General features: G+C 56.7%; 14 protein-coding genes and 1 pseudogene. 1 reads left to right on the forward strand and 14 read right to left on the reverse strand.

Annotation, left to right across the window (positions count from 1 at the left end):
- Position 1 precedes the first annotated feature (1 nt).
- From IB252_RS07455 to arcD, 8 genes are all read right to left on the reverse strand, one after another.
- Complete coding sequence (locus tag IB252_RS07455) at positions 2-3211, reverse strand: efflux RND transporter permease subunit (RefSeq protein WP_192407860.1); 3210 nt, start codon at positions 3209-3211, stop codon at positions 2-4.
- On the reverse strand, positions 3208-4296 hold the full coding sequence (locus IB252_RS07460) for an efflux RND transporter periplasmic adaptor subunit (RefSeq protein ID WP_318652721.1): 1089 nt from the start codon (positions 4294-4296) through the stop codon (positions 3208-3210). Before IB252_RS07460 ends, IB252_RS07455 begins: the two co-directional genes overlap by 4 nt.
- A 400-nt stretch (positions 4297-4696) precedes the next feature.
- A complete protein-coding gene (locus tag IB252_RS07465) occupies positions 4697-4891 on the reverse strand; it encodes a hypothetical protein (RefSeq protein WP_412548164.1) in 195 nt (64 codons plus the stop codon).
- 83 nt (positions 4892-4974) lie between these two features.
- A complete protein-coding gene (locus IB252_RS07470) occupies positions 4975-5337 on the reverse strand; it encodes a DUF5064 family protein (RefSeq protein WP_111449878.1) in 363 nt (120 codons plus the stop codon).
- Positions 5338-5400: 63 nt separating this feature from the next.
- Positions 5401-6330, reverse strand: a complete 930-nt coding sequence (gene arcC / locus IB252_RS07475; RefSeq protein ID WP_111449877.1) for a carbamate kinase — start codon at positions 6328-6330, stop codon at positions 5401-5403.
- Positions 6331-6398: 68 nt separating this feature from the next.
- Positions 6399-7409 carry an ornithine carbamoyltransferase gene (locus tag IB252_RS07480; protein ID WP_192407863.1) on the reverse strand — a complete coding sequence of 337 codons (1011 nt, stop codon included), beginning with the start codon at positions 7407-7409 and terminating at the stop codon, positions 6399-6401.
- An 82-nt stretch (positions 7410-7491) separates the two neighbouring features.
- On the reverse strand, positions 7492-8748 hold the full coding sequence (gene arcA / locus IB252_RS07485; RefSeq protein ID WP_192407865.1) for an arginine deiminase: 1257 nt from the start codon (positions 8746-8748) through the stop codon (positions 7492-7494).
- Between the two features lie 35 nt (positions 8749-8783).
- Entirely contained in the window at positions 8784-10211 is a 1428-nt protein-coding gene (gene arcD / locus IB252_RS07490) for an arginine-ornithine antiporter (RefSeq protein ID WP_192407866.1), read from the reverse strand.
- Between the two features lie 314 nt (positions 10212-10525).
- On the opposite strand from arcD, the pseudogene IB252_RS07495 reads away from it, so the two are divergent.
- Positions 10526-10654 (forward strand): annotated as a pseudogene (locus IB252_RS07495) (hypothetical protein); the annotation flags it as partial.
- Positions 10655-10760: 106 nt separating this feature from the next.
- Here the strand turns inward: IB252_RS07495 and IB252_RS07500 are convergent.
- The 6 genes from IB252_RS07500 to IB252_RS07525 form a co-directional block, all read right to left on the reverse strand.
- Positions 10761-12569 (reverse strand): DAHL domain-containing protein, encoded by a 1809-nt coding sequence (locus IB252_RS07500; RefSeq protein ID WP_192407868.1) that lies wholly within the window; start codon positions 12567-12569, stop codon positions 10761-10763.
- 173 nt (positions 12570-12742) lie between these two features.
- Positions 12743-14566 (reverse strand): ATP-dependent zinc metalloprotease FtsH, encoded by a 1824-nt coding sequence (gene ftsH, locus IB252_RS07505; protein ID WP_192407870.1) that lies wholly within the window; start codon positions 14564-14566, stop codon positions 12743-12745.
- A 160-nt stretch (positions 14567-14726) separates the two neighbouring features.
- Complete coding sequence (locus IB252_RS07510) at positions 14727-15275, reverse strand: Hsp20/alpha crystallin family protein (protein ID WP_192407872.1); 549 nt, start codon at positions 15273-15275, stop codon at positions 14727-14729.
- A 1161-nt stretch (positions 15276-16436) separates the two neighbouring features.
- On the reverse strand, positions 16437-17588 hold the full coding sequence (locus IB252_RS07515; RefSeq protein ID WP_192407874.1) for an MFS transporter: 1152 nt from the start codon (positions 17586-17588) through the stop codon (positions 16437-16439).
- A 66-nt stretch (positions 17589-17654) separates the two neighbouring features.
- Positions 17655-18689: a GlxA family transcriptional regulator gene (locus tag IB252_RS07520; RefSeq protein WP_192407876.1), complete on the reverse strand. Its 1035-nt coding sequence runs from the start codon at positions 18687-18689 to the stop codon at positions 17655-17657.
- A 47-nt stretch (positions 18690-18736) separates the two neighbouring features.
- Entirely contained in the window at positions 18737-20086 is a 1350-nt protein-coding gene (locus IB252_RS07525; protein ID WP_192407878.1) for an MmgE/PrpD family protein, read from the reverse strand.
- Between the last annotated feature and the right edge of the window lie 6 nt (positions 20087-20092).

The raw sequence follows: 20092 nt of genomic DNA on the forward strand, positions 1-20092 counted from the left end.
CTCAATCCCCCTCATGTCTGTGCAGGGGGGCGCCGCCGGGAATCTCCCCGGGCGACGTTAACAAAGGTGGCGGGGTTGTCTGTTTGACCGCGCCTTTTTTCTCAGTCAAACGTTCAACGAGGTAGTAGAAGAGAGGGATAAAGAAGATGGCGATGACGGTCGCCGCCAGCATCCCGCCGATCACACCTGTACCGATGGAGTGTCGACTGTTTTCGGATGCCCCGACGGCAATGGCCAGCGGAACGCAACCCAAAATGAACGCCAGGGACGTCATCACGATAGGCCGCAAGCGCTCCCTGGCGGCAGTCATTGCAGCATCATAGGCAGACATGCCGTTTTCCCGGTTCAGTACCGCGAACTCGAAAATAAGGATGGCGTTCTTGGCGGCCAGGGCCACCAGCATGGTCAAGCCGATCTGGAAGTAGACGTCATTGCTTAACCCCCGGATCAGGACGGCAAGCAGTGCACCGAACAATGCGAAGGGCACCGCCAGCAATACGCCGACGGGCAGGGACCATTTCTCGTACTGAGCCGCCAGGATCAGGAACACCATGATCAGGCCGAAGATGAACACCTGAGAGGAGGCTCCCCCGCTTTTTTTCTCCTCGAAGGCTTCGCCACTCAAGGCCAGGGCGTAGTCGTTGGTCATGATTTCAGCGCTGATTTCTTCCAGGGCCTTGAGCGCTTGGCCGGAACTGTAGCCGGGTGCCGCGTTGGCAGTGAGTTTGACCGCTGGGAAGTTGTTGAAGCGGGTCAGCAGGTCGGGACCGGTGACGTAGCGGGTGGTCAGCAGGGCCTTGAGCGGCACCATCCCAAGGTTTTTGCTGCGCACGAAAATCTGCTGCAAGTCTTCGGCCTTGAGCCGATAGCTCGGTTCAGCCTGCAGAATCACCTGCCACAGGCGGCTGAATTTATTGAATTGAGAAACATAGAGAGAGCCGAACATGGTTTGCATGGTGCTGTAGACGTCTTCCACCGGCACCCCCAGCGTCTCTGCCTTTTCTCGGTCTACATCGACCAGCAATTGCCGGGAAAACACGTTGAAGGTGGAGGTGATAGCGCCGAGTTCCGGGCGCTGTTTGGCTTTTGCGACAAGGGTGCCGACCATCTCAGCCAATTGGTCGACGGTGGCGTCCCCCTTGCTTTGAACCCATACCTCCATGCCGCCTGTAGTGCCCAGGCCGGGAATGGATGGCGGATTGACCGGAAGAATGATCCCGCCCTGTACCGTGGAAAAAGCGCGGGCAGCTTTCTGAATCACCGCAGGGGCACTTTGTGCCTTGATTGTTTCCGAGTCCTTGTAGCGCTCCTCGAAATCCTTGAACCCGACAAAAAAGGCGCCGGCATTGTTCTTGTTCTGGCCGTCGAGCAGGCTGTAGCCGTTAACGATGGCGACGCCCTCGACGGCCTCATCGTTCATGAAGAAGTCACTGGCTACTTTGCCCACCTCGCCGGTGCGATCCAGACTCGCGGCATCGGGCATGATCACGGCCCCCAGCAGATAACCCTGGTCTTCCGGTGGCAGGAAGGCACTGGGAATGCGCTGCGCCATCACCAGAATCAGAGCGATCATGCCGGCAAAGAGTAACAACGCCAGGACAAAGCGCTTGATCATAAACGCCACCGAGCGCGAGTAGCCCTCGGTCATGCGTTCGAAGCTGCGCTCGAACCAGCGGAAAAAAGCATTTTTTTCGCCGTGTTGGGGCTTGAGCAGCAGGGCCGCCAAGGCCGGCGAAAGTGTCAAGGCCACGAGGCCGGAGATCACCACGGAGATGGCGATGGTAATCGCAAACTGTTTGTAGAGTTGGCCAGTGATTCCCCCCATGAATGCCACCGGGATGAACACCGCGCACAGCACCAGCACGATGGCCACCACGGGGCCGGCCACTTCATCCATGGCGCGTTTGGCCGCCTCCTTGGGGTTCATCTTGTGCACGTGCATATTGCGTTCGACGTTTTCAATCACCACGATGGCGTCGTCCACCACGATGCCGATGGCCAGCACCATGCCAAACAGCGTCAGCATGTTCACCGAAAACCCAAGGGCCGACATGCCGATAAAGGTGCCAACAATCGACACCGGCACGGCGAGCACCGGGATCAGTGTGGCGCGCAGGCTCTGCAGGAAGATGAAAACCACCACGACCACCAACACCAACGCTTCGAAAAAAGTGTGTATCACCTCGGAAATCGACGCGCGGGTAAACGCGGTGGTGTCCATCACGATTTTGTATTCGATCCCTTCGGGAAAGGTCGTCTTCATTTGCGCCAGGGTTGACGTCACGGCTGCCGAGACGTCCAGCGCGTTTGCCCCCGGTTGTTGGTACACCGCGATCAATGTGGCGGGACGTCCCTGATAGGTGCTGCGCAGGGAGTAGTCTTTTTGCCCGAGCTCGGCTCGACCAATGTCCTTCAGACGAACAATGGCAGCCCCGTCATTGCTCGCGCGCAAGATGATGTTCTCGAACTCCGCAGGTTCAGTCAGGCGTCCCTTGGTGGTCACGGCAAAAGACTGTTCCACGGCCTGGCCCGTCGGGGATTGACCCACACGGCCTACGGCGAATTGCTGGTTCTGGTTAGTGACCGCTTTCTGCACGTCAGCGGCAGTAATCCCCAACTGGGCCATTCGATCGGGTTTGAGCCAGATCCGCATGGCGTAGTCCGGTGTGCCAAAAATACTGGCTTGGTTGGCGCCTGGAATACGCTTGATCGCATCCAGAATGTAGAGGTTGGCGTAGTTGGCGACATAGGTGCTGTCATAGCGGTCGCCGGCAGAATACACGGCAAGAACCATCATGAACGCCGAGGATTTTTTCTGTACCTGAATACCCTGGCTCTGAACCGCGGAGGGCAATTGCGGCAGGGCCAGATTGACCCGGTTTTGCACGTCGACCTGGGCAAGAGAAGGGTCGGTGCCAATCTCGAAGAAGACGTTGAGGGTCATGTTGCCCGTCGCGGAGCTCGACGAGTTCATGTAGATCATGTTGTCGGCGCCGTTGACCTGCTGCTCGATTGGCGCTGCCACGTTATTGGCCACGACCTGTGCATCGGCCCCCGGGTAGGTTGCTGAAACCGTAATTTGCGGTGGCGTAATATCCGGGTACTGGGCGACCGGCAATTTAGCCATCGCCACTGCGCCAGCCAAGGTGATGATGATCGAGATCACCGACGCGAAGATGGGTCGATCAATGCAATAGTGTGAAATGCTCATGGGCTGCGCCCAGTGTCTTGCGCCGATTTGGCAGGTGTCGGTTTCGCCGTTGTCTCGCCTGCCTGCGCGGGGGGAGCGGGGGCGATGATATTCAGCGGCCCTCCGGGCGTCACTCTGATCGCTCCGTCGACCACTATGCGTTCGCCCGCTTGCAAGCCTTGGGTAATGAACCAGTCATCGCCATGCCAGTCACCCACTTCGACAACGCGTTGTTCGGGCTTGCCCTCTGCATTGATCACCCAGACGAAGTGGCTCTTGGAACCCTCCAGAACTGCCTTTTGCGGCACCACAATGGCGTTCGGCCTGGAAGCTCCGATTGCCCGCGCCCTTACGAATTGGCCGGGACGCAGTTGGCCGTTGGGGTTGGCCACCACGGCGCGGACCAGAAAGGTGCCAGTGTCCTGGCTATAAGAGGGCGCGGCAAAATTCAGGCGACCACGGTCAGGTACCACTGACCCGTCGGCCAGCACCACTTCTACGACAAACTCACTGCGCAAAGGGAATATGAGGTGCCCGGAGGCAATCTCGTCGCGGTACTTGAGCGTCTCGTTTTCCGAAAGACTGAAGTTGACGTAGATCGGGTCCATCTGTGAGACGGTGGTCAGCAGCCCGGACTCACCTGGTGTGACATAACTGCCTTCCTGCTTTTTGGCAAAGCTTGAAAGGCCGGTGAGGGGAGAGGCGATGGTGGTGTAACTGAGGTTCAACTGCTCGGTTCGAACCGTGCCCTCGGCGGCAAGCACGGCGGCCCGGGTCTGACGCTCATCGCCGACCGCATTGTCCAGATCCATCTTGCTGACCGCATTCTGCGCCGCCAAGGGACGGACACGGGCCAGTGTGGCCTTGGCCACTTCCCAGCGTGCCTGTTGTTGAGCCAATTGGCCCTGCGCCGACAGCAACGAGGCTTCAAAAGGTTTACGGTCCATCTGGAACAGCGTTTGCCCGCTTTTCACCAAATCGCCTTCGGTGTACAGCCGCTTTTCCAGGAAGCCGGCAACCCGGGCGCGGATCTCCACCTCTCGGGAACTCTGTGTTTGGGCAACGAATTCGAACGTCACCGGGGTGTTGCGCGCGGTGACCGTCATGACCGTTACATCGGGGGCTTGACGGGCAAGCGTAGTGGGCTCTTTGCCGCAACCTGCAACCAGGCTTAAGACCCCTACCATAATGGCGATGGGCAAACCGACGAGCTGTCTGACAACGTTCATGTTTGCGCCCATGCCCATACTCCATAAAGGTCACTCGAACAAAAGCGTAGCCACTATGTCTTCACAATGCGAACTAATAAACCGAGGAAAATTTCACTGAAATCAATGATCACGACGAGCCAGCCGAGCAACCCATGGATTGGCACTCAAACCATGTAGTAGCACGCTGAGTAAAACGGTACAGACATACCGATGACTGCACCGATGCCCAACTCCGCTCTCCACGTTTAACCCTTCACGCACGGACGCCGAAACCTTGGGATTGCTCACAACGGCCTTACCCAGTGCAGCATCGGTGGGACGCCAGAAGGGTCGCCAGTATTGCCAATTCCAACCCCAGAAACGCCGGGCCGAGAATCAGGCTGGCAAGCATGAACATGAGCGGACCATTGAGCAGACGTGACTCGAAACGCCCCGCAAATAGGCTGTAGGTCAGGAGGAAAGCGGCAAGCAGGGCTAAGTTCTGATACATCGATGACCTGCTTGCCCAGGTTGATGCTACGGCATGGCATCATTGCCATTCTGACTCGGCGCTTAAAACGCAGAAAAGTCAGGTTATTCCAGATGCTCGGGTTTGACCGCGTCCCCCGACTTCATATCCAGTTGCACCCTGACATCTTCGAACATCAAGTCGTAGTTTTTGTGCATTGAACCGATGGCGCTGTACATCTTGGGTATGCCGTACTTCTCTGCAATTTGCGTGACGTTGCGACCAAAGTTGTAGGCCTGGTCCTTGGGCAGGAAGAATTTTTCTTCCATCTCCCGGCCCTGGATATTGCCGTGCATCGTGAACAGCATGCCTTTACCTTCCTTGGGATCCTGGTGGACTTCATAGTCGATGCATATGTTGTAACTGACATCGTCCTTGTTCAGCGCGTGGCGCTCGATGTGCAGATGACCGGGCTCAAAGGTAGCCATTGTTGTCTCTCCTTCAAAAAGGCATTGAATCAGGGCGGGTTTCAGGCCGTTCCCGGAGTTCTTTTATTGGTAGCTAATGCCAGGTTTCGCTGTGCTGATGCGGGTGCCGGCCGTGCCCTGAACGATGGCCTCGATGTCCGAGAGTGAGCCGATCACCGCGACTTTTCCGGTATGGCGGGCGAACTCGCAGGCGGCCTGAACCTTCGGTCCCATGGAGCCTGCTGCAAAGCCGAGTTTTTCCATTTCGTCGGGGTGTGCCTGAGCGATGGCCTTTTGGGTCGGTTTGCCGAAGTCGATGTAGGCGGCGTTGACGTCGGTGGCGATCACCAACAGATCGCTTTCCAGCTGTTCGGCCAGCAGGGCCGAGCACAGGTCCTTGTCGATCACCGCTTCCACGCCTTGCAGTTTGCCGCTGGCGCCGTACATCGTCGGGATGCCGCCACCGCCAGCGCAAATCACGATGCTGCCTTTTTCCAGCAGCCATTTGATCGGACGTATTTCGAAGATGCGTTTCGGTCTCGGGCTGGCGACTACGCGGCGGAACTTGTCACCATCCGGGGCAATCGCCCAGCCTTTCTCTGCCGCGAGTTTTTCTGCCTCTGCTTTAGCGTAGACCGGGCCGATGGGTTTAGTGGGGTTCTGGAAGGCCGGGTCATTGGCATCGACTTCGACTTGAGTGAGCAGGGTGGCGAAGGGCACTTCGAAGTCCAGCAGATTGCCCAGTTCCTGTTCAATGATGTAGCCGATCATGCCTTCGGTTTCGGCGCCGAGTACGTCCAGCGGGTACGGCGAAACCGAGGTGTAGGCGGCGGCTTGCAGAGACAACAGGCCCACTTGCGGGCCATTACCGTGGGCGATGACCAGTTCATTGCCGGCATAAATCTTGGCGATCTGTTCGGTGGCGACGCGGATGTTGGCGCGCTGGTTATCCGCGGTCATGGGCTCACCACGGCGGAGCAGGGCGTTACCGCCCAGAGCAACGACGATACGCATAATGCAGTCCTTCTAAACAAAGAGGTTGCGAGCGACTCGCTCCCACAGAGAGCAAACCGTGACAGTCGTTAGATATCCGCCAACGCCGACACCAGGATCGCCTTAATAGTGTGCATGCGATTTTCCGCTTGCTCGAAGGCGATGTTGGCCGGCGATTCGAAGACTTCTTCGGTCACCTCGACGCCATTGGCCAGGTGCGGATAGCGCGCGGCGATGTCCTTGCCGACCTTGGTTTCGCTGTTGTGGAACGCCGGTAAACAATGCATGAATTTCACGCGCGGGTTGCCGGCGGCCTTCATCATCTCGGTGTTGACCTGGTACGGCAACAGTTGCTCGATGCGTTCGTCCCATGCCTCCACCGGCTCACCCATCGACACCCAAATGTCGGTGTGGATGAAGTCCACGCCCTTGACCGCTTCTTTCGGGTCTTCGGTGATGGTAATGCGCGCGCCGCTTTCTTTGGCGAAGGCTTTGCACTGGGCAATGAAGTCAGCGTGTGGCCACAGGGCTTTCGGCGCGCCGATTCGCACGTCCATGCCGAGTTTGGCGCCGATCATCAGCAGCGAGTTGCCCATGTTGTAGCGGGCGTCACCGAGGTATGCGTAGCTGATGTCGTGCAGCGGTTTGTCGCTGTGTTCGCGCATGGTCAGAGTGTCGGCGATCATTTGGGTCGGGTGGAATTCAGCGGTCAGGCCGTTGAACACCGGCACGCCGGCAAACTTGGCCAACTCCTCGACGATTTCCTGTTCAAAGCCACGGTACTCGATGGCATCGAACATACGCCCCAGCACGCGGGCGGTGTCTTTCATGCTTTCCTTGTGGCCGATCTGCGACGACACGGGGTCGATGTAGGTGACATGGGCACCCTGATCATGGGCCGCGACTTCGAAGGCACAACGGGTGCGCGTCGAGGTTTTCTCGAAGATCAGTGCAATGTTCTTGCCTTGCAGGTGCGGACGCTCGGTGCCGGTGTACTTGGCGCGTTTGAGGTCGCGGGAAAGGTCCAGCAAATAGTGCAGCTCGCGAGTCGTATGGTGCATCAGCGAGAGCAGGCTGCGGTTGCGCATGTTGAAAGCCATTTTGGATCTCCTTAGGTATCGGTTATCCCCTTGGCCGCGCATGCCTTGGTGTAGAAGGCTGCGCGAGTCGAGGTGGGCAATTTTAATAGTCGATAGGGTCACGAATGATCGGGCACGTCATGCAGTGGCCGCCGCCACGGCCGCGACCCAATTCGCCGGCGCTGATGGTGATGACCTCCACACCGGCCTTGCGCAGCAGGGTGTTGGTGTAGGTGTTGCGGTCATAACCGATGACCACGCCTGGTTCCACGGCCACCACGTTGTTGCCGTCGTCCCACTGCTCGCGTTCGGCGGCGAAGCTGTTGCCGCCGGTTTCGACGACACGCAGCGCTTTGAGGTTGAGGGCCTTGGCCACGGTGTCGAGGAAGTTGGTCTCTTCGCGACGGATGTCGATGTTCCCCGGTTTGCTTTCGTCAGGGCGAAGGGTGAAGGCCACAATCTGGTTCACCACTTCCGGGAAGATGGTCACCACATCGCGGTCGCAGAAACTGAACACCGTATCCAGGTGCATCGCCGCCCGGGATTTCGGCAGGCCGGCGACAATCACTTTCTCGACGGCTTTGTTCTTGAACAAATTGACTGCCAGTTGGCCGATAGCCTGACGAGACGAGCGTTCGCCCATACCGATCAAAACCACCCCGTTACCAATCGGCATGACATCACCCCCTTCCAGGGTGGAACTGCCGTGCTCCTTGTCCGGATCGCCATACCAGATCTGGAAGTCGGCGTTGGTGAACTGCGGATGGAACTTGTAGATGGCAGTCGCCAGCAGGGTTTCCTGACGGCGGGCCGGCCAGTACATCGGGTTCAGCGTCACGCCACCGTAAATCCAGCACGTGGTATCGCGGGTGAACTGGGTGTTGGGCAGCGGCGGGAGGATGAAGCTGGAGTGCCCGAGAAAATCGCGGAACATCTGGATGGTCTTGCCGCCGAAGCTGTCCGGCAGGTCGTCAGCAGACACCCCGCCAATCAGGAACTCGGCAATCTTGCGCGGTTCGAGGCTGCGCAGCCAGGAACCGGTTTCGTTGATCAATCCCAACCCAACCGAGTCGGCGGTGATCTTGCGTTCCAGAATCCAGTCCAACGCTTCCGGGATGGCGACGATATCGGTCAGCAGGTTGTGCATTTCCAGCACGTCGACGTTGCGCTCGCGCATTTTGGTGACGAAGTCGAAATGGTCGCGCTTGGCTTGGGCGACCCACAACACATCGTCAAACAGCAGTTCGTCACAGTTGTTCGGGGTCAGCCGCTGGTGAGCCAGGCCTGGAGAGCAAACCATGACTTTACGCAGTTTGCCGGCTTCGGAATGGACGCCGTACTTAACTTTTTCGGTGGTCATTACAGTGATCCTCCAGATGACAAAACACTCAGGTGTTACAGAGTCAGGAAGCCGTCATACAGTCCGTAGGCTGCGACCAGGGCACCCACGACGACTGCTGCGAAAATCAACTTCTCGACGTTGGTGAAAACCGGTTTATTGACTTCAAGTTTAGCCTTGGCAAAAAGAATCGCGCCGGGGGCATAGAGCAGGGCGGAGAGCAGCAAATATTTGACACCGCCGGCATAGATCAGCCAAACCGCGTAAATCAATGCAACGGCGCCGATGAACAGGTCTTTCTTGCGTTCTGCCACGGCTTTTTCATAGGTTTCGCCGCGCACTGCCAGCAGAAAGGCATAAGCCGCGGACCACAGATACGGCACCAGAATCATCGAGGTGGCGAGGTAGATCAGCGACAGGTAAGTGCTGGCCGAGAACAGGGTGATGATCAGGAACAGCTGCACCATCGCGTTGGTCAGCCACAAGGCATTGACTGGCACCTGGTTGGCATTTTCCTTGCGCAAAAACGCCGGCATGGTGTGGTCCCTGGCGGCAGCGAACATGATTTCCGCACACAGCAGCACCCAGGACAGCAGGGCCCCCAGCAAGGAGATGATCAGACCGACGCTGATCAGCACTGCCCCCCACGGCCCGACCACATGTTCCAGCACCGCGGCCATCGACGGGTTCTGCAGTTTGGCCAGTTCCGGCTGGGTCATGATGCCCAGCGACAGCACGTTCACCAGCACCAGAAACAGCAGCACAGTGATGAAACCGATCACGGTGGCTTTACCGACGTCGCTGCGTGTTTCCGCCCGGGCCGAGAAGATGCTCGCGCCTTCAATGCCGATGAATACCCAGACGGTGACCAGCATCATCTTGCGCACTTGGTTCATCACGCTGCCCAGGTCCGGGTTTTTGAGGCCCCAGATATCGGCGGTGAAGATATCCAGCTTGAAGGCGAAAATCGCGATCAGGACAAACAGCAGCAGCGGTACGATTTTGGCGACCGTGGTCACCAGGTTGATGAATGCGGCTTCCTTGATTCCACGCAGCACGAGAAAGTGCACGGCCCAGAGCAGCACCGATGCGCCAATGATCGCGGCCACGGTGTTGCCTTCACCGAAGATCGGAAAGAAGTAACCGAGGGTGCTGAACAACAGAACGAAGTAACCAACGTTACCCAGCCAGGCACTGATCCAGTATCCCCAGGCAGACGAGAAACCCATGTAGTCGCCGAAACCCGCCTTGGCGTAGGCGTAAACACCGCCGTCCAGATCTGGCTTGCGGTTGGCCAGCGTCTGGAAAACGAAGGCCAGGGTCAGCATGCCGACGGCCGTAATCGCCCAACCGATCAGCACAGCGCCGACGTCAGCACTGGCGGCCATGTTCTGCGGCAGGGAAAAGATCCCGCCCCCGATCATTGAACCGACGACCAATGCAACCAGAGCGCCGAGTTTCAGTTTTCCGGGGGATTGAGACATTGCATGACTCCATTGCAGGGGGGGGAACACCATTTGGTTTCGTAATTTTCTTTCGTTTAATGCAAATCTATATTTCGTTGCTATTTAAAGACTTACGAAAATAAGGCTGTTCGTAACAATCTTGTTGCTGTGAATATTTTTTTGCAGATAGACAGAAAATAATTGCTGACTTCACGCTAGTTGGTTTCCGGGGTTTGGCAAATTTAATTGGTGCAAATAGAATCTGGATTAAGTGTTGGTAATTAAACTGCCGTTTTTATTTCGATAGGGTATAAAAAGGATTACCGCCTGGCGTTAATCGGTAACCCCTATCGATGATTGGTGGCGGCATCTTTTCCCTGCCGCAGAATATGGCCGAGAAAGCCGATGCTGGCGCGATATTGATCGGCTGGGCCATTACGGCCGTTGGCATGCTGACCCTGGCTTTCGTCTTTCAGACGCTTAATCCCTGTGGGAGCGGGCTTGCTCGCGAAGGCGGTGTATCAGGCAACATTGATGTCGGCTGACACACCCTCTTCGCGAGCAAGCCCGCTCCCACAAGTACTGCGCTTAACTGACTGGCATTCCGGCGGTTGGCAATGCATGCGCCGTCTCCAGCGGAATCTCCAGCGTGAAAACTGCTCCGTGGCCTGGTCCGTCGCTATGCACGCAAAGATGCCCGTTCATCTCTACCGCTGCGAGTGCACAACTGTGCAGGCCAAAACCGTGGCCTTCCTTGCGCGTGGTGAAACCGTGATTAAAGATGCGGGTGATGTTCTCGGCAGCGATCCCTTCGCCCTGATCTTCTACGCTGAGGCGCAGTGTTGCGTTATCGACAATCTTGACGCCCAGCGTCATATGGCGCTGATGATCGCTGACCTTGGACATTGCATATTTGGCATTGCTGATCAGGTTGATCAGGATCAACAGCAGTCGGTGTTTGTCGCCGATGATCGTCGGCGTGTCCTGATAGTCCTTGGTGACGACGACATGGTGGCGACTCAACGCACCGGAATTCATGCGTAACGCATCCTCGAACAGATCGACGACGTTCAACGGCTCGACCAGTCTGGCGGCACCGGCATAAGCCTGCTGAGTGGAAACGATGTCCTTGATGTGATCGATGCTTTTGCTGAGTTGTGACAGTTCCTCAACGATGCTCGATTGCTCGGCCGCGATGGAATCGACCAGTTGATTGAGGTAACCGCGCAGCAGTTTGCCTTTTTCATCGAAGGTCATGAACTGCCCCAGGTCTTCGGCATGCTCGTTCATCATGTTTACCGCTTTACCCAGGCCCAGGGTTTTGCTGACCGCTAATTTGCGCGTAATCAAATCTGCCGAGACATTAACGCTGTTCAGCACATTGCCGACGTTATGCAACACATTGGTTGCGATCTCTGCCATGCCGGCCATTCGCGCGGCATCGACCAGTTCGCGCTCGGCTTCGATCAACTCGCGGGTGCGTTCCTCGACGCGTTGCTCCAACCGCTCGTTTGCCGTCTGTAACTCGTTGTTCATCTTGTTGATCACGGCATAACTGCGAACCAGCCGGGCCGCCAGGTACAACAACAGCAACGCCATGATGCCGGCGCATATTCCGAGATAAAGGTGATATTGGTGGTCTGTTGCGCCAGTGCGCCGTTGTGTCTCGTTCAATAATTCGTTGAGGCTGTCCAGTTGCTGTGCGACCGGAATCACACTGATGCGATCAAGCAGGTCATTGACAATGGGCTGCTCTCGAACGATGGCGTTTACATGCTCGACAAATGCAGTAAAAGGCTGGCGCCGATCCAATGGCATTTGATCGATGTGTTCGTTGAGCTCGTTCAGTTGATGGGCGATCTCGTCGGCTTTGTCATGGGATACATAGAGGGCGTACTCGACGGTTGCCAGCATGAGATTGAATACGTTTGAGGCGGCGGTTAAATCCTGATTGTTGTTATTGTCCAGTAATGCCTGAATGTCATTTTCTTGTTCAGGCAGGGCATCCAGTGAAGTTCGCAATGCCGTGTTGTGCTGTTTGAATTGCTCGACCAATCGGGTTTTGTTTTCCACCGCATCCAGATAACCCTGGCGCCGGGATTGCCAAAGTGTCGAAAGCGGGCCGGCAGCGTTAAGGTCATCGAGATGCTGCCATCGTTGCTCTGCTTCAGGATGTGGCACCAGAAGCAGATTGTTGTTTATACCGATTTTTGCTCTAAGAATTTTCACGTTCCAATTGGCATCGAACTGCTTGAGTTGGCGAACGAAGTCGCGCGACTCGAAGTAGGTCGATGTGTCATAGGAATAGGATTTGATCAGCAAAAATATAAGTACGCTGAAAAGGGTCAGCGCAATGGCGCCCAAGGCCGTCCATTTGTAATGATTGGAAAGCGTCATTGCGGCATTCCTCCCTGGGCCATCTTGAGAGAGAGGATTTGCCGACGGTTAATAATTTCCATTTTTGCGCTCCCTGCAAAATGGCGATCATCACCACATTGTTTGTAAGCCTAGCGTTGTTGGCGGACACCGTTGAAAAAAACACCGAATGCGCTATCAGCGCCGCTATCGCCTCAATCAGGCCCGTCGCGCTTTGCTGCAGCGGGTAGCAGAGGCGGGAATTCCTCCGGTGTGAGGGTTTCCTTTTCCAGCAACAGGCGAGCCCCCTCATCCAGGTCGGCCCGACGACTCTCCAGCAATGCCTTGGCCCGTTGGTAGGCTTCATCGAGCAGGGCGCGGATACCCAGGTCGATTTCGCGGGCGGTCTGCTCCGAATAATCCTTCTCGCCCACCGTGGCCATGCGGTCTCCCAGGTATGTTGCGTTTTGCCGCTCCAGCACCGATTGTCCGAGTTCGGCACTCATGCCGAACCGGGTGATCAGTTGCCGGGCGATATCGGTCGCACGGACAAGATCATCGGCGGCACCGGTGGAGATCTGGCCATAGACCAGGTCTTCGGCGGCACGCCCGGCCATTAGCACGACAATCCGGTCCTTGAGCGTCTGGCAACTGATCAGGAAGTGATCCTCGGTCGGTCGTTGCAGGGTATAGCCGAGCGAGCCGATGGCGCGGGGCACGATCGATACTTTATGCACCGGGTCCATCGCCGGCAGCGTGCTGGCGGCCAGGGCGTGCCCCATCTCGTGATAGGCCACCACCCGACGCTCGTCAGGATCGAGCAGGCTGCTCTTGCGCTCGAGCCCCGCGATAAGGCGCTCTACCGCTGCGGTGAAATCATTCAGACCGACCGCCTCGGCGCCGCGTCGGGTGGCGACGATGGCCGCTTCGTTAACCAGATTGGCCAGGTCGGCGCCGGTGAAACCGGTGGTGATCTCGGCGATACGTGCGCCATCAAGCCCTGGCTCCACGGTGACTTTCTTGAGATGAACGCTGAGGATTGCTTCCCGACCTTTGCGGTCGGGGCGGTCGATCAGAATCTGCCGATCGAAGCGTCCGGCCCGCAACAACGCCGGGTCAAGGACCTCCGGGCGGTTGGTCGCGGCCAGCAACACCACGCCCTCGCGGGGATCGAAGCCATCCAGCTCGGCCAGTAACTGGTTGAGGGTCTGTTCTTTTTCGTCATTGCCGCCCAACGTTCCGACGCCGCGCATCTTGCCCAGCGCATCGAGTTCATCGATGAAGATGATGCAGGGTGCTGCCTGCCGTGCCTGTTCGAAGAGGTCGCGGACCCGGGCTGCACCGACCCCGACGAACATCTCGACGAACTCGGAGCCGGAGATCGAGAAAAACGGCACACCGGCTTCACCGGCGATGGCTTTGGCCACCAGCGTCTTGCCGGTGCCGGGCGGGCCGACCAGCAAGGTGCCCTTGGGAATGTGCGCACCCAAGCGTGCGTATCGTTCCTTGTCTTTGAGAAACGAGACGATTTCCACCAGCTCGGCCTTGGCTTCGTCGATGCCGGCGACATCGGCGAAGGTCACTCCGGTGTCGCGTTCGACAAACACCCTGGCCCGGGATTTGCCGACATTCATCAAACCGCCAAGGCCTTGTTTGTCCGCCATCCTGCGAAACAGGAAATTCCAGAAGACCATAATCAGGACAAACGGCAATAGCCAGCCCAACAGGCTGTTCATAAAAGTGTTTTCGGTAACTCCGGTAAAACTGGCGCCCGATTGAGAGAGTTCTGTCGCCAGCGCCGGATCGACCCGCACGGTGGAGAATCGATCGTGTCCGTTGATGGGCTCTTGCAACTTGCCGCTGATCTGGTCCTTATCGACCTGCAAATCACTGACTTTCTGCTCGTTCAACAATTGCAGAAACTGGCTGTACGGGAGGGGCTGCACCGTCTGGCGCTCGCCAAAGAATATCTGCATGAGACTCAGCACGATAAAAACGATCGCGAAGTAGGACAGATTCCACTGGTCATTCTTTTTCATGGCCTTGGCTCAGCATCAGCATGAGAACGCAGGTCGTTCAAAACGAGCCGCGCCGCCTGGCATTAACCGCGCCCGCCCGGTTACTTTTAGACTACGCCAAAAAAGCCCCGTGCCGGCTTCCCGACAAAGGGCTTTTCTGACGTGAAGGGCTGTCTTGGATTCAGCTGGATTTGATTTGCACCTTTTTGTCCGCTTTCATGGCTTCGGGTTTTTTCGGCAGTGAAATACTCAGCACGCCTTTGCTGAAATTTGCTTCGATCTTGTCGGTATCGACACCTTTTGGCAGGCTGAACGCCCGCTCGAAGGCGCCATAATGACGCTCTGAGACGTGATAGCCTTTTCTTTTTTCTTCCTTGTCCTCTTTCTTTTCACCCTTGATGATCAAATTGCCGTTGGACAATTGGATGTCGATATTCTCCTGATCCATGCCTGGCAATTCGGCGGTGATTTCGAAGCTTTCATCTTTCTCGGTAATGTCCACCGCAGGCAGGCTGCGCCCGATAAATTCCCTGCTCCAGAACGGTTCGACATCGAACAGTCCTCGCCGGAAAGGCGTTAGTCCCGAGCCACGATTGAAGTCTTCGAACAGGTGATCGACCTGCTGGCGCAGTTTTTCCAGAGGACGCCAAGGGTCTGATGTAGCCGTCGGTTGCTGATTGGTTTTTTCATCGTCGGTCTGCACCGGCATTTTCTTCTCGAAATTGGCCATTTTTCATACCTCCTCTCGAGTACTGCGGTGGGCCGGGAACAACTCGGAGACCGGTCCACCACGACAAATTCAGGCCTTACCTTAAAAGGTTAGTATTCCTGCGACCGCCAGACCGACCAACAGTCGGTTGCTGACGGCGAGCCGTCTTTTTTCGAGAACTTGCGCGCACCGAAGTGCGAAGGCGGGGAAAGTTTCGCACCTTCTGCGTAACCCAATCTGCAGGAGTCCAGCCTGCCTGATCACCAGTTAAAACTGTTCCAGTGAGAATGGGGAGAGCCTTGGCCGATGTTCGGCTACAGTAGGTAAGTCATCGAAATGGAGATCGGACATGCAATGCTTGATTTGCCAGGCTGCGGCAAAAATTGTTCACGCGACAGGATGCTGGTCCGAGGTCAAATGCTCGGCCGGATGTGGACACTTCAGGGTCTCAGCGAACCTTGTCGCGAAGATGAAGTTCAAGAACGAATTCTTTGACGTTGAGCGAACAAGGCAATGGCTTGAGATGGCTCGGAACGAGGGGCCAATGCCGTTGATATCGACCTACGATTACAATGTTTCCTTATTGCACCGCGCCACCAAAGAGCGATCTGGAAGCTTGTCGAGTCGTTCGAGGAAATCGATCACTTCGGAATAGATCTTCGTACTTCGATCCGCCCCGGGCCTGGCGTAATTGCAGGGTCAGTTCCTGCATTTCATTCTCCAGCTTGCTCAGGTAATGGCGGCAGGCTTCAGGTTCAGTCGGGCATCCAAGCCAGTCACTGGTGTCTTCGATGTCGAGAGGGGCCACGGTCATGTCTTGTTGGGACTGTTTATATAGGCAGCAATCGAGGCGAGACGGTCGGGCGAGGGTGCGACGACGAGCTGTGGGATTTTGGAGGGTTTTCGATCGGCAGGACGCCGCAGGAGGTCGAAAACGGGCCGAGTTATGGAACGCTTCCGGAAAAGCTATGGAATACATACAGATCGGCGGATATTTCGCCAAACCCCAGAAACGACAAAGCCCAGAATAATCAGGGCTTTGTCGGTACAAATATGGCGGAGACGATGTCCGCTAATTTGACGTATTTCGAGTTCTATTGATGTCTGGCAGCGTGTCCGAGAATCTTGAAGTCCCGTTCTGTTCGGGGTGACAGCATGACCATTACCTTTGAAAAGATCCGGTTAATTGCGAAGTAATCGAGCTGTCGCACTGACAAAAACCAGCAAAACACTCACGCAGCCCAGAGCAAATGACAAGGTACTCAGATGGGCGACCGCCCCGATAAATACGGGACCTATCAGAATCCCCGCGTAGCCCATCGAGATGACAGCGGGGATGGCTACCGCCTGTGGCATACGTTGCTGACGGCCTACGGCAGTAAAGAGCACCGGGACAATGTTTGAGCAGCCGGCACCGACCAGCGCGTAGCCAATCAAGGATGCGGCCCAGCCGTCGATTCCAAGCGACACGATCATGCCAGCGGCTGCGCAGAGTCCGCCAAGCGCAACGACGCGCACGCCGCCTAGTTTGCTGACGATGGCATCGCCTGTCAGGCGGCCCACCGTCATCGCTGCGGCGAAGGATGCGTAGCCCAAGCCGGCGATGCTTGGCTCTAACCCTCGGTTCGAGACAAGGAAAACCGCGCTCCAGTCGAGGATTGCACCTTCAGTGAGGAAGACGATGAAACAGAGCGCCCCTAAAAACAGCACGATACCCCTGGGCACCGCGAACATGGGTCCACCCCGTTCAGTGCCGTAAGCCAGCAAAGCCGGCGCTGCCTTGTAAAGCGATCCCAGAACGGCGGCAACGATACAAAGCGCCGCAACCAATGGATCCAGCCCGAAGGTCAATAAAGCAGTCATCGCCCCGGCGCCCACTATGCCACCGACGCTGTACAGGCCATGGAAGCCGGACTGAAGTGCCTGGCCGCTGTTTTTTTCGACAATGACGGACTGAATGTTCATGGCGCAATCCAGCATGCCCATGCTGGCGCCGAAGAGAATGACCGCGATCACCAGGCCCGGCAACCACGCCACGGTGCTCAATAGCGGAAGAAGGGCACACAAGACAATGGTCGCCCAGATTACGACCGGTCGGCATCCATAGTGTGCAGTGAGATAACCAGCGAAGGGCATGGCCACGATAGATCCACCGCCCAGGCCAAGCAGCAACAACCCCAGGCCGCCATCGTCCAGGCCAGCGCGGGCTTTAACCAATGGGACCAGAGGCGCCCATGCGGACATGAGTAAACCCGCGATAAGGAAGGCGATGCGTGTAGACATCCGCTCGCTGTGGTTAGCCGTGGGTACCAACACCGGCGATGGAGCATTCATAGTTCTCGGTAATCCTTATCGATGATGCTAGCCATCGATTACTGGGCTTGGAAAGTGCGGGAAGACCTAGCGCCTGCGCTCATACGTTGCTCTATAACTGCTTGGCGCGACGCCAAAGAAGTCACGAAAACGCATATGGAAATTGGCGAAACTACAGAAACCGGTCGCTATCGCGATATCGGTGATGGGCCGATTGCTCTGCAGAATAAGCTGCCGCGCTCGTGTCAAGCGCAGCTCAAGGTAGTAACGCGTGGGCGTGGCGCCCACGAAACGGCAGAAGCGACGCTCTAATTGTCGTCGGGAAATGTTCACACACTCAGCGACTTCGTCGATGGATAACGGCTCTTCAATGTTCTTTTGCATCAGTTCTAAAGCAAGCTTCAGGGTTTGAGGCAAGGTGGGGTCAGAGTCAACGATGACCGTCGATATCCCAGACACTTCAGCGGTCTGATCACAACTGAGTATTTCCTCGACAGCATGGGTCAGCGAGACGCTTTGTTTAGTAGTGATGAGCTCGAGCATCATGCGTAACGAGCTGCTGGCGCCAGCGCACGTGATACGGTTTTTGTCTATTACGTGAGTTCGACAAGAGACCAGGACTTTGGGGAAAACATCCTCCATCATCGCTCGTCCATCGGGATGGAAGGCGCACTCGACACCGTCCATTAGCTGAGCTTCCGCCAGGAAAAATGCACCGTTCCACAAACCTCCCATCGTCGCGCCAAGAGAGGCGACGTTACGCAGCTTGCGTCGTAATAGTGGATCGCTGACCAGCTTCACTCGTAAACCACCGGCGACAATGAGAACGTCGATACGATCCGGTAGTTGTGACAGCTCCAGGTCTGCTGAAATCGCAATGCCCAAATCGCTCATTACCAGACGGTTTTTGATGCCGACAGTCAACACGTCGAACGCCGGTGTCTCGCTAATCAGGTTGGCGGTCACCAGCGCATCGATAGCGCCAGTGAACGACATCATCGAGAAATTGTTCAAAAGCACGAAAGCCACACGAGTCACTGCCTGCGGCCTTACTGGTTTCTGCGCCGTATAGGAGTACCCCATGTTCTTGTCTTTGAGCACGCTCTCGAATACGAATGGCATAAATCCTCATGGACACCTGAACGAATAGCCAAGAAACCGTTGCGGATCTACGCAGCGGTTTTTGGAGCAGACAGCAACAAATCAAAGAATGATTGGCAGTCATCACTACCGGGCAATGCTTCAACACTGTTCTTGATGGCATTGCTGAGGGTGGTTCCCAAACTGTCATTTGCCAGTAAATGGTATTTAGCAGCGAATTCGTCACTCGACATAGGGTTGCCGGGGTCGCCCTTGGCCGTCGCGGTAGGGCTCGTAAGACGCGTGCCGTCTTTCAGGGTAACCGTGACGCGGGACAGTATTTCCTCCGGGAACCTGGCCGACAGGTCAGGCGCCTCATGAAGGGTGATTTTCTCGCTGATGCTCAAGATGTCTGGTGCATGAATGGAATCACCGGTGACCTCTTTTGGCCCCAGCTTCCCGCGAACGATCAAGGCCGCCAGCGGGAACGCCAGCGCATACTGGGCCTCGTCCGCGTTCTTCGGAAAATGCCCCTGCAAGCACACAGACTCATGGAATGTTTCGACATCTATGGTCTCGATCAACTCTGCCGTGATGACCGGATGTGCTCGCATCAAATCGGTCATGGCGGTGAGTGCCGGTTGCGCCCAGCGACATACCGGCCAAGGCTTGAAATATTGCTCGTCGATCTCCCAACGGGTTCCGATGTCCTGCCAGAAAGTGGAAATCTCCAACGGTTCAACGGTGGCGGCTGGGGCGCCAGTGACACCGAGCTGCGCCATCAGTAGTGCGTTCAGTCCGGCATACGCCCCGGCGCCGTGGGCATCACGCAACATTGTCGGAAAGCTCACCAGGCGCATCATCGGGCATCTCGGGCCGAAGTATTCTGCGATACCCAACGCATGACGGAATGTCGCTTCATCAAGCTTCAGCAGACGGGCACCGGCGCAAACGACCCCGATTCCGGAAAAGGCGCCTGAGGCATGATATTCAGGAGCGGTGGCCATCAATGCCTGGCCCGCACGCAGGGCGGTCTCATAACCGATGCACAGTGCGCTGAGGAATTCCTCGCCGCTGATGTCTTTGCCCTGGCTGCGATACGCGTCAACCAATGCAACAAGGGCCGGGACAACGGTTGCACCCGCATGTCCCTTGGAGGTGAAGTGACCTTCATGTGCATCCAGGCTATCAACGCAGAAACCGCCTGCATACGCAGCGCCCAATGGATGCACGGCTCTGCCGTCGAACCAAAGGCGGCTGGACAGCTTGTTGGCAGAGTAGTGGGTGTCAGCGTAGGTTTTGAGCATCACGCTGGTTTGATTGTCGCGAGCACCGGCGGCCACACCAATGATGTCGAGCAGGCAAGTTTTAACCAACTCGCGTGTATGCAGGGGCGCGTCCTTGTAACTGAAATTCTGGACGAATGAATACAACTGCATTTCATG

The organism is Pseudomonas sp. PDM10 (assembly GCF_014852295.1).
In the GTDB taxonomy this organism is placed as follows: Bacteria; Pseudomonadota; Gammaproteobacteria; order Pseudomonadales; family Pseudomonadaceae; genus Aquipseudomonas.

Bases quoted from the DNA above. Each gene is read 5' to 3' on its own strand.
- arcD (WP_192407866.1), bottom strand. From the start codon at position 10,211: ATGTCTCAATCCCCCGGAAAACTGAAACTCGGCGCTCTGGTTGCATTG.
- IB252_RS07515 (WP_192407874.1), bottom strand. From the start codon at position 17,588: ATGAATGCTCCATCGCCGGTGTTGGTACCCACGGCTAACCACAGCGAG.
- ftsH (WP_192407870.1), bottom strand. From the start codon at position 14,566: ATGAAAAAGAATGACCAGTGGAATCTGTCCTACTTCGCGATCGTTTTT.
- arcC (WP_111449877.1), bottom strand. From the start codon at position 6,330: ATGCGTATCGTCGTTGCTCTGGGCGGTAACGCCCTGCTCCGCCGTGGT.
- IB252_RS07465 (WP_412548164.1), bottom strand. From the start codon at position 4,891: ATGTATCAGAACTTAGCCCTGCTTGCCGCTTTCCTCCTGACCTACAGC.
- IB252_RS07470 (WP_111449878.1), bottom strand. From the start codon at position 5,337: ATGGCTACCTTTGAGCCCGGTCATCTGCACATCGAGCGCCACGCGCTG.
- IB252_RS07455 (WP_192407860.1), bottom strand. From the start codon at position 3,211: ATGAGCATTTCACACTATTGCATTGATCGACCCATCTTCGCGTCGGTG.
- IB252_RS07525 (WP_192407878.1), bottom strand. From the start codon at position 20,086: ATGCAGTTGTATTCATTCGTCCAGAATTTCAGTTACAAGGACGCGCCC.
- IB252_RS07500 (WP_192407868.1), bottom strand. From the start codon at position 12,569: ATGACGCTTTCCAATCATTACAAATGGACGGCCTTGGGCGCCATTGCG.
- IB252_RS07460 (WP_318652721.1), bottom strand. From the start codon at position 4,296: ATGACGGTCACCGCGCGCAACACCCCGGTGACGTTCGAATTCGTTGCC.
- IB252_RS07480 (WP_192407863.1), bottom strand. From the start codon at position 7,409: ATGGCTTTCAACATGCGCAACCGCAGCCTGCTCTCGCTGATGCACCAT.
- IB252_RS07510 (WP_192407872.1), bottom strand. From the start codon at position 15,275: ATGGCCAATTTCGAGAAGAAAATGCCGGTGCAGACCGACGATGAAAAA.
- IB252_RS07520 (WP_192407876.1), bottom strand. From the start codon at position 18,689: ATGCCATTCGTATTCGAGAGCGTGCTCAAAGACAAGAACATGGGGTAC.
- arcA (WP_192407865.1), bottom strand. From the start codon at position 8,748: ATGACCACCGAAAAAGTTAAGTACGGCGTCCATTCCGAAGCCGGCAAA.